The sequence below is a fragment of the Lysinibacillus sp. FSL P2-0066 genome, assembly GCF_037969495.1.
GTDB classification, from domain to species: Bacteria; Bacillota; Bacilli; order Bacillales_A; family Planococcaceae; genus Lysinibacillus; species Lysinibacillus boronitolerans.
In genome coordinates, this window is the sequence record NZ_CP150202.1 from 2,443,514 (window position 1) to 2,457,723 (window position 14,210).

Annotated in this window: 13 protein-coding genes and 1 pseudogene; 6 read left to right on the forward strand and 8 right to left on the reverse strand. The window is 32.4% G+C overall.

Annotated elements, in window-relative coordinates; genetic code table 11:
* The first annotated feature begins 1,476 nt into the window (after positions 1–1,476).
* On the forward strand, positions 1,477–1,965 hold the full coding sequence (locus MKZ14_RS12165; protein ID WP_339279955.1) for a hypothetical protein: 489 nt from the start codon (positions 1,477–1,479) through the stop codon (positions 1,963–1,965).
* 549 nt (positions 1,966–2,514) lie between these two features.
* Here MKZ14_RS12165 and MKZ14_RS12170 read toward each other — a convergent pair.
* A complete protein-coding gene (locus MKZ14_RS12170) occupies positions 2,515–2,835 on the reverse strand; it encodes a DUF1827 family protein (protein WP_016993748.1) in 321 nt (106 codons plus the stop codon).
* 546 nt (positions 2,836–3,381) lie between these two features.
* Between MKZ14_RS12170 and MKZ14_RS12175 the strand changes: the two genes are divergently transcribed.
* Positions 3,382–3,717, forward strand: a complete 336-nt coding sequence (locus MKZ14_RS12175) for a hypothetical protein (RefSeq protein ID WP_036076377.1) — start codon at positions 3,382–3,384, stop codon at positions 3,715–3,717.
* Positions 3,718–4,028: 311 nt separating this feature from the next.
* On the opposite strand, the gene MKZ14_RS12180 is transcribed toward MKZ14_RS12175, so the two are convergent.
* Entirely contained in the window at positions 4,029–4,418 is a 390-nt protein-coding gene (locus MKZ14_RS12180) for a VOC family protein (protein ID WP_339279958.1), read from the reverse strand.
* 602 nt (positions 4,419–5,020) lie between these two features.
* A complete protein-coding gene (locus MKZ14_RS12185; protein ID WP_016993751.1) occupies positions 5,021–5,419 on the reverse strand; it encodes a MerR family transcriptional regulator in 399 nt (132 codons plus the stop codon).
* A gap of 582 nt (positions 5,420–6,001) precedes the next feature.
* Here MKZ14_RS12185 and MKZ14_RS12190 point away from each other — a divergent pair.
* Positions 6,002–6,631: a TetR family transcriptional regulator gene (locus MKZ14_RS12190; protein WP_339279959.1), complete on the forward strand. Its 630-nt coding sequence runs from the start codon at positions 6,002–6,004 to the stop codon at positions 6,629–6,631.
* Positions 6,632–6,656: 25 nt separating this feature from the next.
* Positions 6,657–6,821 carry a hypothetical protein gene (locus MKZ14_RS12195; RefSeq protein ID WP_016993754.1) on the forward strand — a complete coding sequence of 55 codons (165 nt, stop codon included), beginning with the start codon at positions 6,657–6,659 and terminating at the stop codon, positions 6,819–6,821.
* Positions 6,822–7,091: 270 nt separating this feature from the next.
* Here the strand turns inward: MKZ14_RS12195 and MKZ14_RS12200 are convergent, their stop codons facing one another.
* On the reverse strand, positions 7,092–7,652 hold the full coding sequence (locus MKZ14_RS12200; protein WP_016993757.1) for a hypothetical protein: 561 nt from the start codon (positions 7,650–7,652) through the stop codon (positions 7,092–7,094).
* Positions 7,653–7,900: 248 nt separating this feature from the next.
* Between MKZ14_RS12200 and MKZ14_RS12205 the strand changes: the two genes are divergently transcribed.
* Positions 7,901–8,842 (forward strand): DMT family transporter, encoded by a 942-nt coding sequence (locus tag MKZ14_RS12205; RefSeq protein WP_312754619.1) that lies wholly within the window; start codon positions 7,901–7,903, stop codon positions 8,840–8,842.
* Positions 8,843–8,973: 131 nt separating this feature from the next.
* On the opposite strand, the gene MKZ14_RS12210 is transcribed toward MKZ14_RS12205, so the two are convergent.
* A complete protein-coding gene (locus MKZ14_RS12210; RefSeq protein WP_016993759.1) occupies positions 8,974–9,453 on the reverse strand; it encodes a GNAT family N-acetyltransferase in 480 nt (159 codons plus the stop codon).
* Between the two features lie 225 nt (positions 9,454–9,678).
* A complete protein-coding gene (locus tag MKZ14_RS12215) occupies positions 9,679–10,530 on the reverse strand; it encodes a hypothetical protein (RefSeq protein ID WP_339279960.1) in 852 nt (283 codons plus the stop codon).
* 1,057 nt (positions 10,531–11,587) lie between these two features.
* Between MKZ14_RS12215 and MKZ14_RS12220 the strand changes: the two genes are divergently transcribed.
* Positions 11,588–13,161, forward strand: a protein-coding gene (locus tag MKZ14_RS12220) for an IS3 family transposase (RefSeq protein ID WP_128568306.1) whose coding sequence is annotated in 2 segments (ribosomal slippage) — positions 11,588–12,230 and positions 12,230–13,161 — 1,575 coding nt in all. Because the reading frame shifts where the segments join, the coding sequence is not laid out codon by codon here.
* A gap of 68 nt (positions 13,162–13,229) precedes the next feature.
* Here MKZ14_RS12220 and MKZ14_RS12225 read toward each other — a convergent pair.
* Complete coding sequence (locus MKZ14_RS12225) at positions 13,230–13,598, reverse strand: hypothetical protein (protein ID WP_016993763.1); 369 nt, start codon at positions 13,596–13,598, stop codon at positions 13,230–13,232.
* A gap of 95 nt (positions 13,599–13,693) precedes the next feature.
* Positions 13,694–14,068: pseudogene (locus MKZ14_RS12230) on the reverse strand (DUF6713 family protein).
* Positions 14,069–14,210: the final 142 nt, after the last annotated feature.

Sequence of the window (14,210 nt, forward strand, 5' to 3'; positions counted from 1 at the left end):
AAACTTATTTCCCCAGTTTAAATATATTCTATCAAGGTTAAATTTAGGTTAAAAAATCGAAAAAATTTAACGCTAAGCCTTTATCTAATGTATTGAAGACAACTTCACGTAAATTAGGGAGGGTTACTATAAGAGTCTGTGATTTGATTTGTTGATTCCGTAGATGTAAATACTTTTTGCGTCACTTTATACCACCTTCACGTTAACTATTTGCCAATTACTTACGCTCATTTGAGCATTAATCGTATCAATCTCAACATTACCATTCTGATTACGTTGGTAACCTGTGCTTGTAAAAGGTTTAGAGCAACATCGCCTTTATGTTCTTCGTTTGTTAAATGTAAGCTTAAAAAGCCAAGAATCCAGGCATACGTTTGAATAAAAATTTGATACCGTTACTTCGTAGTTCATAATAACTCCCCCATTTTTTACAACATTTTAAGTTGAATTATCTTTAAATAACGTCTCCAACTCTAACCATTTTAGGGATATATTAAGCAGATTGTAACTTTGTAAATTATGATATATTTATCCATGTTTGTTGGCCAACAAATTTTAATTTTTAGATATTATAAGGAGTGATTTGCTTGAAAAAGAGATTCTACTTGGTTTCAGTATTTTTTATTTTATTAACTGTATTTTGGATATAAGTTGAATTCTCTGTTAAGACTGAAGCTGTAGAAGATAAACAGCCTCAAACAGTCCAAAAAATTGCCTCAAATGCCGAAAATTCTTTACCAAAGAACTTACATTTTAATTTAAAAGTTAACACCGAATATTTAGAATTGCTAAATAATAGTAGCCGAGTATTAGTAGAAGGGAATAGAAATAAATTTGGTGGAGATCTAGGTCAATCTTCTATCAATATACATATAAAGGATTTCAAGATTTTACAAACAACTAATAATAAAGAAGTATTTGAAGCTTCTACAAATGGAGTCATTAAATCTATTACTGCAGAAATTATAATTTTAACGGTTCTGGTTTAATGTATAAAATCAAACTGTCGGACGGAGAATGGGTTTATTCTGGATCATTTACTTCATAGGCAATTATTATGTAAATAGTGTAGCGCAATTAATAGACACATTAATTTATGGATCTTCTTATAGGGTTACACACTCAATATCGAATAACGCCCATGCTGGGAGAGTTATATTTAATAATGTAGATACATCTGTTGTTGATGTTCCAAGTACAACAGCTTATAACCAAATTTGAATATAAATATGGAAAAACGCCAAAGAGAGTTGGTGCTACTTTCTCATTTAGTTATATCACCAGTTCTAAAGTCCATTTGACTGCTAGCGCAGATACAAACTATGTACTATCTATTCCAGGTGCACCTTTTCAGCCTCCATTAGTAATAGGTGTAAAAACAGCAGAAGCTGAAGTCACACATACTATAGGCAGTTTATAAAAATAGTCATTATTCACTGGTTGTAAATTAATCTCAACAATATGGGAGGATTTAAATTGAAAAAAAGGTTTACATTTATAGTCTTACTAGCGATTATATTTGCTCTAACAACTTTACTGTTAGGAGCTTATATGAAAACACAGTATGAACAAATTAGATACTATAAAACCTCTTTTTTTATGGGAACGCAAGATTTGTTAGAAAATTATCAATCGATTTTAGATTTCGAGAAGAGCTACTTAATGGAAAAGGATATTAATAAAAAGCAACAAATGCTTGAAAATCATAGTAATTTATTGTTCTTATCGGAGAATCATTCTGATTCTATAAGAAGTTTATTATATAAACAAGTCAATGTTGATGAATTTGTAGAGTTAGAATCTAATGTTAGAATGGAGGCTAGTTCCTTCCAAAGTTCCTCATCGGATAAAGAGAGACAGACACATGTCAAAAAACTTGAAACAGCAATAGCAAGGTATAAAAATTTTATGGATGAAAATATGAAAGCAAAGGACGTTTGTATTTATGATTCTTGTGATAAATAGAATTTTACTTACAGACCGTTCGCCTAAATGCAAACTCTATAATTGAACACAAAAATGAGTTCGTTTAAACCGAACTCATTTCATTCTGTTAATAAACTATTTAGTCCATGAAATTTTTGTTAGCTTGAAAGTATAATTTTCGTATGTTTCACCTTTAAAACCTAGGTATAGGTTCTGCGATAGTTAGGTAGCCAACCAAATTTATAACGTAACATAAATAGTTTCATAAACATACTCCTTTATTATAAATTCATATCAATTTACTGACAGCCCATATTGACTTTCACACATTTGTTCTTCCTCCATCAACTTCAAATTCCAAATTGTGCAATAATCGAAAAACGATCCATACTTCCAAATATTTGTAAGTTGCTAACCGATAACAGGAGTTGTTATGAAATGAAAACACATTTTGAAATTGGACATTTCATGTTAGCTGGAACAAATTTAAAAGTCTCTAACAGTCGAAGGGATCGTTGCAAATTACGTTTTAAAAAAGACTATTTACGATAAAACCTGTACTCTTATTATTTTATAAGTGACATGACTTTACTGAGAAAGTGAATTAATTTCTTTATTACGAATATGAACAACTCCAGTATTACTAACTTTTATATTCACTTCTGTTATGCCTCTTTTTAAAATATGTTCTATTGCATATCTAATTTCCCATTCTTTAACCTGACCAAGATCATTTGAAATACTAGCATGGCTAGACTTTTTATTTTCACTATGAATAATGACTGTCCCTTCACATTCGTATACCTTTACAACACCACCCATAAATCCGGAAGCAATAGTTACAACATCGACTCTTTCTTTTGTGATATCTCGAAATATTTTAGTTGGAAAATTATATATTTTCGCCATTTTGACCTCTCCTTCCCTAGAACATTTGTTTGTATTTATAATAGAACAAGCGTTTGTGTTATGGCAAGGAGAAATTTATGAAAATATAAAAAGTATATTATGTAGAATTTACTTTCATCTCAGTTTGGCCATTATATGTTGTCACCCTATTCTCTTAAAAGGTTTAGAGCAACATCGTCTATTAGTGCCTTCGTATTTTTCGCGGGTTAAATGCAAGATTGATAAACGTTTAATTAGTACATTTTCGAGCTTCTGTTTTAAGAAAAATCGTACTGGTACGTTTACTAATAACTCAAACTCCCATTCTTTTTACAGATATTTTTACATAGAAGGTTATATACCATTCCATTAAATCGATTACAGACTTTCATTCTATGTACAATTTAATCTTCTAATTTTTGATAGTTCTTTAACCACTCGTAATGCATGCATAGTACCTACTTTTTAATCAATTTCAAAACCAATAGTTACCATATGTTGAAATCAATACCAATATATGTTTAAATGTAAATTACTAGGGGATTATACTAGAATGGAGGAATAATAATGATAAAAACAATTAAAGGTCGCATTTTTGGATTTGGTCTTCTCTCAGCTTTACTTGTTTCATTTTTCATCTATCCATCAGGTAATGTTTCAGCAGCCGAAATCAACGTTGTTCAAAACTCTAGTAGTATAGACAATGTTAGTCCAGCTGCTGTGTATACTAAATATGTCACAGTTAATAAAAGAACTTCAACGTTTCCACCTGGACAAATTTATCATGTTGAATGGGATGGAGATTTTAAATACGCAGGATACCTAACAAGATTTGATTATGCATACGATCCTGATGCAGGTATTTACTTTGCAACATATAAAGGAAATATTACAATTCAATAAAATCGAATAAACACCTAATCCCCTAGAGGTTTAATAAAGCATAAATAAGCATTCTGGTCACTTTTAATAGAAGTGACCTTTTTCTTTCTATTTATCCTCGGTGAACTTAATTAATTGTCTGCCTTTTCCTCGCTAGTACGCTTTTAATATGTTGGTGTCATGTAAAACTTGATTAATTTTTCATCAACCTTGAATTGATTATCTGTAGACAAACTCAATAAAGTTTGAGTTTGTCAGTCTGAAACCTTCTTCTCTGTTTTAATGAAGGTTTGATTTATTTAGTAAAGTCTCAAGGGCAATGTTCACATTTTTTAAGAAGCTTCTTTACAAATCATTAGTAAATTGCCATCCATATCTTTGAATACAAAATAAAAATTATCCTGAATCTCTGTAACAAGTTCAACATTATTTTCTTTCATAAATTGGTAAGAAGCTTCAATATCATCGGTCAAAAGCTGAATTGATGGAACTTGGTAAGTGGAAATATCACCATCTTCATTTCTCCACTTTGGCATGGAATCTAGAATTAATCCAGCCGTACCTTTCATGGGTACCACGAATAAATGTCCAAAATATTCTTCTCCCCCTTCCAAACCTAGTATTTTTCTGTACCATTCTTTTGCTTTCTCTAGGTTACGAACTGGGATAAATACACCTCCGATTCTGTTTTTTATTGGTGATTTGTCGTCATGGCTAGTCATAAATACATCCTCCTTAATAATTCATTTCTACTTGTGGAACTCTATATTTTTTCTATTCAACGTGATATTCTACTATTCCTTCTTGCCTAACCTACCCGATAGGTTGAAGGAACAACACTTTTAGAATTAACTAAATTGAAGCAGCTTTAAAAATTGTTTCTCATCCTGAATATCGTAGTACTCGGAAGTTTCATTTATTTGCCAATCGCTCGCATACTTCTTGAGGATCCATCTTTATCACTTTCTAAATAGAAAGTAGTCATTTTTATTTTTCACACTACCCTTTTATACTTCAAGCCACTTGTCATATAACCCCTTAAACATAATTTATGTTGAGATAGCCAATATCGCCCTACGATTTACCAAGCTAAGCTATCCCATCATCCATAACACAAGATAGCTTTTATTGTATAAGAAGCCTTGATTGCTCACATTAATATGAGTGTTTCGCACGCACTTATTAGGTTGTGGCGTTAGTTGACCGTCACTACCGCTCTCATTTTAGGGTTACTTGATCAGAGGCCCTTTTTTAGTTTCCTAAAGTATACAACAACAGCTTTAAATTATTGAATATATTCTTTTCCTTTACTTTCTAAACACAACTAACAATTTTCTCCTTTATTTTTCTCTAAAAGTTGCTTTATTTTATTATCTATATTTAATAAAACTTGTTTAATTTGTTTAATCTGATGTTCTCTTTGTAACATCTGCTCATACTTTTCTTGGAATATAACTTTTATTTCAAGTAGATTTTGTGTTTCCTCTTTTGTCAGTTTTTTATTTTGATCAATATTTCTCGACCAATCAAAAAGCATTTTGATTTCTTGGAGAGAAAATCCCGTTTGTTTAAGTTTAAGGATTGCTTCCACTGTATCAATGTCTTCCTTGTTATAATTGCGGTGCTTATGATTAATTTCTGGATGCAATAAATTCATTTTTTCATAATAACGAATAGTATCTTTACTAAGACCAGTACATATTGCAAATTCACCAATTTTCATTATGATCCCCTTCTATCATATAAATTTATAAACCATTAGGGCAATTATACAATGGAAAATGAAACGAATGATATGATGGCTGAATGTAATTCGTCCATTTGATAACCTTCCTTCTGTAACTGCTAGTATATGTAACAAGATAAATGCAATTAACAGTAATATAAATAACCAATCTTTGTTTGGTATACATAATATTAAGAGCATACTAATTGATACGATAACAAACATGAGTGTTCGTACTTCAAATCCAACTTCTTGCCATTTTTTTATCCCTGCCACTCCTATTAAAACCGCGTATAACCCAATTAGTATATTAGTTATAATTACCATCTCCATCACTCCATTCTTTGATAACATTCATCTTAAAAGATGGAGCTGACTCCATGTCAACAAATAATAAACAACTTACTTTCACTTTCAAATAGGCTAAAAAATAATTCCATTAAGCTCAAGTATCATAACCTTCCTCACGAAACACCCTAGTCTAGCCCTTGAACAAGCTTTGGTTTAATTTCAAAGATTTAGGCCCCCCCTAAATGTTTTATAATCGATTTATTAGTACGACCGTGCTAAAATAAATACATGAGTAAAAAAAATAAAACAACTAACCAAAAAGAAATGTCGTTTATTGAAAAAGCCCGTAGAACTCAAATTGTGGAATGTGCTATTGAAACCATCGCAGATGTAGGATACGCCCAAGCTTCTTTAGGTCAAATAGCAAAGCGTGCACAAATCAGTAAGGGGGTTATCTCCTATCACTTTGCAAACAAGGGGGAATTATTAGAGCAAGTTATTTACGATTACTACATGGCATGTCAAGCCTATACTGCACCTCTAATAGAAAATCAAAAATCTCCTATCGATATGCTTAGAGTGTATATAGAATCAAACCTTCGATTCATAGACGAAAATCGGCAACATGTTTTCGCTGTTATTGAAATTGTTTCTAATGAAAGAACTGCTGATGGCAAACTTCGATTTGCAGCGGATCATGATGATACTATTTTTCTTCCAATTGAAAACATTCTTACACTAGGAATGCATGAGGGTGTTTTCCGAGAATTCACCCAATTGTCTGCGAGAGTGATGGCGTTAGCGATAAGAAATTCCATTGACGGGTTCACCATTGAATTAATGAGAAATCCCCAGTTAAATGTTGAGGAATATATGAGAGAACTGATAACAATATTCGATAAATCAACTAAAAAGTAATAGGAAAGACTTGAGGAGGATAGCTATGCATTACTATGAGGTCATTTGTTCTAGTTGTAGAAAAAAATTCAGAGTATATGAGGGGTCACTGAGATTCAGACAGTTAAAGGAAAGAACCGAGAAGATTTTTCGCTGCGAAGAATGTTATAGTAAAATTCGAATGGATGCCATTAAAAATTTTTTTAGATAGCTCTTTAGGGCGGTCTATTAGAGGTTAGGAAATACAAATTGAATAAGCACAAAGCCTAGGCCCAAATTAATGAGTATCTGGGCTTTGTGAAATCATTTAGGTCTATCTTTACTTACAACTATGCTATCGTCAGTCGTTTCTTAAAACAAATTCCATCATTTCCTATACCTATTCATATATGCTTTGCAAAAATAAAAAACATCAGGCATCAGGAACAACTACTATGCACAACGCATTTAAAAAGAACACCCACGTTAGACGTTCTTCCGATCAATTTTTCTTGTTTAAATCATCTGGATAAATTATCGTGTTAATTACATCTCCATTTGATTCATCTTTAAAAATTACTTTGACTTTATAATCCTTTTCATCCACACCATTAAATAATTGATAGTACATACCTGTTAAAGCTAGTCCGAATGAGGCCATTGTGTCAAAACTATTATCAAATTCTTCTTTGTTTACAGATAAAGTGAATTCTGAAAAAGACTTGTCATAGGTTACATCTTTAATAGATTTGAACTCTTCACTTGCTTTAAGCTCATCTACACTTGCTAGAATGCCTTCTTTTAAACCTTTCATCATTTCTTTATGTTCTTTTTCAGACAATTTATAAGTTAAAGAACCATCATCATTCTTACTGACTTCCTCAATCCCACTGCTTTTTGCCTTTGAAATAACAGAATCAATGTCCTGACCTTCAAAAAATATAGCTGGAATCGTTACTTCTACATCTCCACCATCTTTGCTACCTTTTTCTTGGCCCTCACTACAACCAGATATCATAACACCTAGTAATAAAATTAATGGTAGTATCCATTTTCTTGCCATTCAATCTCCTCCTCATACACCAATATACAGAATTTGAAGAGATTACACTATACTTTATTGACATAAGGCTACTATTTATTAGCCGCTTCTACATTTTTTCATTGCATTCAGCCTTGTTCACTAATGGCTGCAATGGATAAGGGATTTTTACTAATCGTTCAATGCTTAGTAAATTTGACAAATATTTTGATATAATCAATCATGTCGTTGTTTTACATTTTCTTCAACAAAGGTTGTGATGAATTTTTATGTTTGCAGTACTTTTGGCTATAAGTATTGGAGCTATTCTTGCTGTGCAAACAGCCATTAATGCTCAATTAAGAAAGTTTGTGATTTCTCCTTTTTTAGCTTCATTGATCTCCTTCGCTGTTGGCGTCATCTTCTTAACTATTACATTAGTAAGTAGTGGTACATCACTGGGGATTCCCTTAGATTTATTGTTGAACCAACCTATCTATATATGGTTGGGGGGAATTGGTGGCGCTATTGCGATAACTACTAACATTCTCTTGTTTCCTAAATTGGGAAGTGTGCAAACAACTATCCTACCGATCTTTGGAATGACTCTCATGAGTATGTTAATCGATCATAATGGCTGGTTTAATGCAACACAATATTCCTTTGGATGGAATCGAATCTTTGGCATATTACTAGTCTTACTAGGCGTCCTTTTAGCTACAGCTATACGAAGCAAGAAAAATGAACAGTATTCTCCCCAAACAAATAAGGAGAGTGTGCGGAATCTATGGATTTGGCGCATAGTAGGGATTCTAGCAGGAATGTTACTAGCTATCCAAATCGCTGTTAATGGGCAATTAGGAAAAGTTCTTCACTCTTCTTCTCATGCTGCCCTTGTTTCATTCTTTGTTGGTACTATTACCTTGAGTATAATTGTTGGGTTAAAGGATCGATCTTACTCAAATATTAAAGAACCTTTTAAACAAGCTGCCCCTTGGTGGATCTGGATTGGCGGGATTCTAGGAGGATCTTATGTTCTCATCAATGTGTTTCTTGTCAATCAAATTGGAAATGGCCAAACTGTAGTCCTTGCTTTATTCGGTCAAATCACTGGTAGCTTGCTGGTACAGCAATTCGGATTATTTAACTCGCTAAAGAATCGAATTCAACCATTACAAATAATTGGTTTAATGGTGATGATAGCCGGTGTATTTTTAATCAGGATATTTTAAATAATTTTCTTTGCTAACCTTGATCGATGCAGCTCTTTTTCAAAAATGGATGCGACAATTCTCCCAAAACATAAAACCAGAGTTCATCTACAAAATGTAGCTTAAACTCTGGTGACAATGGTGGTCTAACTTTATTTTATGAATTGCCTCATGATTATTTCTTCGCCGATACGTCCTATTAGCCTTTCATTCGTATCTTCAAACCCTACTTTTACATATAGTTTCTGTGCTGGTATATTATCTTTGTCTACAACTAAAACAATTTCATCACAATTAGGAAATTCTGCTTTAACAAACTCAACTAGTAATGTCATTCCTTGTTTTGCATAGCCCTTCCCTTGTTCTGTATGATTAATTGATAATGCAGATAATAGCATCGCATTTCTATTCGTAGAATATTTCTTAACTCGTTCATTTGCATTTAGGAGAAAGAAACCAACAGGTGTATTTTCACTTAGAATTACAATGCGATGCTGTCCTTCATTAATTTCCTCAAAATTGCTCGGCAGTGCAGAAAATTGTTTTTGCTCTTCAGTAAGTACAAAAGCGTTCAGTCCTTGCATATATTCACTTGAAAAATGTTTTAATTCAACCTCTTTCAATTTTTCCATTACATAATTCTCCATTCACTTTTTCTATACTTTACCATTTTATTAGGTTGTGGTCATTCATTTATTTGAAATTTCGAAAAACAATACGTTCGTTAGATAAATAAATCACGTAAAAAAATGCCCAGGCTCACATTAATTTGAGTACCTAGGCTTTGGTGTTTCTTAGTATATTCATCCTAATAACGTTTTTGGATTTGCCGCTTTTGTTAGCAATGTATGTAAACTTTACTTGATTTCGTTCACTAACACTGCCGTATTTGGAGCAACAATCGCTTCAATGCCCGAAGCTTTGTAGCTAACTCGGATTGACTCGTTGCTTTTATATAAATGGAAAGTATCCGAACTAAAAACAAATTCCCCGTTCTCATCTAAAAGCGGTGAATAGGTGATATCATAATGGAACTTTATGTCCTTTGCATCGGCTGGCATATCTCGTTCAGGTTGATAATCCTCAGGAACTTCCGTTGTAACGTATCTAAAAAATAGTTGTATGTCGTTTTCATCTATTTTTTTCCAAAGGTCATATGTATTTCCTTGCGCCTTCATACCATCAAAATAAGTTGTTTCCTTTTCTTTATCAGTAAGGGGCAGATAAGGAACGGCTGCTTTTGCTAATTCCGTTATTTTTATTCTTTTCGTTTCTTTCCCTGCGGCATTATAAACCAATAGTGTTTTGTCTATACTTCCAAACAAATCATCTCTTTTTCCAACTAGAAGATGGTTTTGAAAGGTTAAAAACACCTCATCATTTTGCAAATCTACATTATATTGATTTACAACTTTATTCATCTCTTTATTCATGAAATGTTCTTCAAGGATATATTTTAAATTTCCTAATCCCAATAAAGGAATTATTGCTGCGATGATGATGCTTAAAAACAACAAACCAAATTTTTTGGATAAACTAATCTTATTTTTAATAAAGATGATTGGAATACCCACCGCAAAAGTAAAACCTAATAAGCCAACATATGCAAAAAATTGCATCAACCCTAATTCATCTTTTTCGTACATATTAATATATACACACATACCAAGTAGAATGATAGCGATTAATCGTATCAATTGATTTTTCATAAAATACTTCCTTCCTTTTACAAACCTCTAAAAGCTATTATCAGCTCTGTTAAATAAACTGGAGGAATTATTTCCTTCCTGTATATTTGTTACGTATTAACTTCCGATAGCTATATTTGCTCCTAAGCTATGTACCATTTTTCTATCGTTTTATAGTGACTAATTAGCGTTCTATTCCAATTCCATAGAATACTTTACCTATCAAATCTTAACAATGTCTTGCCTTCTTTTATATATGTAATTTTTCCCTTTTTCCACTTCCCTTCTTCATAAATGGAAGGAGCATTACTTTTAGAAATGTACAACTAACTAATAGAAATATCGTTATTGTAAATATTGGAGGAGACTGGAATGGTGCATAAGAGATTTTTTCTTACTTTATCGTATATTGTTTATTTTGTAACCGTACTTTTCTTAACTTATAGTATCCAATGGTTGACTGTGCTTTTTATGTGAGGTATTCGATTTGCAGCTGCAGAAAGTTATCCAGGGGATTTGAGTAGTATTTCTTTAGTTTTATGGAGCTTCTTATTTTCTAGCATTCATTTTATAATTATAACAATGTATTTTTCCTTAAAATCATTTTTATAGTACATATCAGCAAGATAAACTGCTAAATCCTCGTTACTTATGGATAATACTACTCTTTAGGATCAATATCACAAGTGTGTCTCTACCATCTCTAAAAATATAAAAGACAGCAAGTATTAAAATCTCATTGGTTTACTTTCTCTTGGATATTGTTACAGGGATAGTGGCAACCATTAATATTAACCCTAGAGAGAGGATATTTTAAACATTCATTCGTTGAATACCCCAATAAATAAGGCATACCTATTAAAGCCATTACTACTCCAACTACAAACAAACCCATTTCAATTTTTCTAATTATATTTCCCTCCCATCTCTTACCACTTTTTATTCATTTTTCCCTACAACCAGAGAGGCTTTATCTAAGGAGCTTCTTTAAAATAAAAGACACCCCTCAGAATGATATGCTCCCCATTAGGTAGACAGATTAAAAAATAAAATCTGTTTATCTAAGGGGAGTTTTTTCATGGCTCGAAGTAAGCATACAATTGAAGTGAAATTAAACGTTCTTCATTTATTAAATGAAGGCTATTATTCTATCAACGAATTATGTGAAAAATTCTTAGTAACTAAGCAAACTATTCAAATTTGGAAGATTAAATATGAAGTACACGGAGTAGAGGGACTTATCGAAGCAACCTCTTGGACGAAGTATTCCAAAGAATTAAAACTAGAAGCGGTAGAAGATTATCTTAAAGAAAGGTTAACTTTACTGGAGATTCTCGCTCAATATAAGATTAGCAGTATCTCTGTTTTAAAAAGCTGGGTGAAAAAGTATACTAGTCATAGTGAAATAAAAGATTCGGGTAAAGGAATGAGCCAAACTATGACTAAAGGAAGAAAGACAACGTTTGAGGAACGTATTCAAATTGTCAACTACTGTTTAAAGAGCCAGAAAAATTATCAATTAGCAGCACAAGCCTATGATGTTTCGTATCAACAGGTATACCATTGGGTGAAGAAATTTGAAGCGACTGGTGAAGAGGGATTACGTGATCATCGCGGTCGAACAAAAAATGAAGTTGAATTAACAGCCGAAGAAAAATTAAGGTTAGAAATCAAACGAATCGAGCGTGAAAATGAGCGCTTACGTGCTGAAAATCTATTTTTAAAAAAGTTAGAGGAAATCGAAAGGAGGAGTCACTAAGCCAAATTCGCTTACAACAACGCTATTTAGCAATTCAAGAATTACACCAAGAGGAGAAACTTGCGATTCTTTTATTATGTGAAATCGCGGGTGTTTCGCGCGCTGCTTACTATAAGTGGCTAAGTCGCAAGCCATCTAACAGAGAAGTTGAAAATGAAGCCATTTCAAAGGATATTGATCTCCTTTACCACCAAGTAGATGGCATTTACGGCTATCGTCGTATGACGTTGACAATCAATCGTCAACGAAAAGAAAATAATCAAGCGACGGTTAACGAAAAGCGTATTTATCGTTTAATGCAGGTGAGTGGATTGAAGTCCGTTATTAGGCGAAAGAGAAAGCCTTATCGTAAATCCCCAGCACATCATGTGGCGGAGAACGTATTAAATCGGGCATTTACCTCGGAAAAGCCAAATGAAAAATGGTGTACAGATGTCACAGAGTTTAAGTATGGAAACGGGAAAAAAGCTTATTTAAGTGCAATTATCGATTTATATGATGGTTCAATTGTAAGTTATGTGTTCGGTCATTCGAATAATAATTCCCTTGTTTTCAAAACAATAAAATCAGCTATTCAATCATTACAATCAGGCGAGCAGCCATTAATACATAGTGATCGAGGTTTTCAATATACATCGAAGGGATTTAAACGAATTGTGGAAACAGCCAATATGACACAAAGTATGTCCCGTGTTGGTCGATGTATTGATAACGGACCAATTGAATCATTTTGGGGCACATTGAAGTGTGAGAAGTATTATTTGCATAAGTTCGATTCATATGAAGAGTTAAAACTAGCGATTGATGATTATATTCATTTTTATAATTACTATCGTTATCAGAAACGATTAAACGGCTTGAGTCCTTTAGAATTCAGGGCTCAAGCCGCTTAATACATTTTTTATTATTTCCACTGTCTACTTGACAGGGAGCAGTTCAGAAATAAGGAATGTCTAATTTTTTATCTATACACATCTAAAAGATTTAACAAATATCTTTCTAATTCATTAATCGCAAACAAAACTTCCTTATGAAGTCTATCCTCGACAATGCTATCCTCATTAAGGACCTCTAAGTATTTATTCACTTCTACAAAGAATTTTTCATACTCCTGTAAAAACTCATCAATCGTTTGATCACCAGGTGTTACAGATAAATAAATGGTTTTAAATAAATTAAAATCACTATATGCATTACTTAAAAAATAGATAGCCAGTATTCTATCGCTATTAATATACAATTTCACAAAAGATAGATTTTGTTTCAATTTTTTCAATGCATTGATAAGATTGTTCGTTTGCTTCAACATATTTGCCGTATTACTATACATCTGATAATCACCTCCATCTTTATAATAAGCAGAAAACCAACAAATTGGAATAATTTTCTGCAAATTACTAAACGAAAACTTCCTTTATAATACAATTAAATCGACATATTCATTAATAATGCTAAATGTATTACCGCAAGGACCCCCATTGGATAAATTATGGATCTTGAAAAGCTATTTTTAAATTCATTTCGAGGATGCCTTTCAAAAAATACATGCAGGATTGCATGAATGATAAAGAATAAATCAACGATCCAAAAAATGATGGTTTGATACTGACTGAAAAGTAAGGAAAGGAATAATACGTATAGAAACAGGTGAATAAAAGTGAATACTATCTAAGCCTTTGAATCTTCCATATCTTTAAATATTATAAACAATCGCCACTCAGAGCGTCTTATTGCATCCATTTCGTGCAAAAGAAATAAAGAAAAGTTAAATAAAAAAAGAATGAGTAATAAATCAGGCATCTAAAACCTCCTGCAGTATATATACCAAATGTTACTATAAAACCACTATCGGAATACTAAGTAAACACGCCTAAATATGTCGATTTGTAGGCTTTCATTCTTTCCCTTATATTAAGCAATCGAGTGGAAAAAATCACCTTGC

Excerpts from the sequence above, each read along its gene's own strand:
- MKZ14_RS12195 (WP_016993754.1), top strand. The coding sequence starts at position 6,657 with ATGCATTACTATGAGGTCATTTGTTCTAGTTGTAGAAAAAAATTCAGA.
- MKZ14_RS12190 (WP_339279959.1), top strand. The coding sequence starts at position 6,002 with ATGAGTAAAAAAAATAAAACAACTAACCAAAAAGAAATGTCGTTTATT.
- MKZ14_RS12175 (WP_036076377.1), top strand. The coding sequence starts at position 3,382 with ATGATAAAAACAATTAAAGGTCGCATTTTTGGATTTGGTCTTCTCTCA.
- MKZ14_RS12210 (WP_016993759.1), bottom strand. The coding sequence starts at position 9,453 with ATGGAAAAATTGAAAGAGGTTGAATTAAAACATTTTTCAAGTGAATAT.
- MKZ14_RS12215 (WP_339279960.1), bottom strand. The coding sequence starts at position 10,530 with ATGAAAAATCAATTGATACGATTAATCGCTATCATTCTACTTGGTATG.
- MKZ14_RS12225 (WP_016993763.1), bottom strand. The coding sequence starts at position 13,598 with ATGTATAGTAATACGGCAAATATGTTGAAGCAAACGAACAATCTTATC.
- MKZ14_RS12200 (WP_016993757.1), bottom strand. The coding sequence starts at position 7,652 with ATGGCAAGAAAATGGATACTACCATTAATTTTATTACTAGGTGTTATG.
- MKZ14_RS12205 (WP_312754619.1), top strand. The coding sequence starts at position 7,901 with ATGTTTGCAGTACTTTTGGCTATAAGTATTGGAGCTATTCTTGCTGTG.
- MKZ14_RS12180 (WP_339279958.1), bottom strand. The coding sequence starts at position 4,418 with ATGACTAGCCATGACGACAAATCACCAATAAAAAACAGAATCGGAGGT.
- MKZ14_RS12185 (WP_016993751.1), bottom strand. The coding sequence starts at position 5,419 with ATGAAAATTGGTGAATTTGCAATATGTACTGGTCTTAGTAAAGATACT.
- MKZ14_RS12170 (WP_016993748.1), bottom strand. The coding sequence starts at position 2,835 with ATGGCGAAAATATATAATTTTCCAACTAAAATATTTCGAGATATCACA.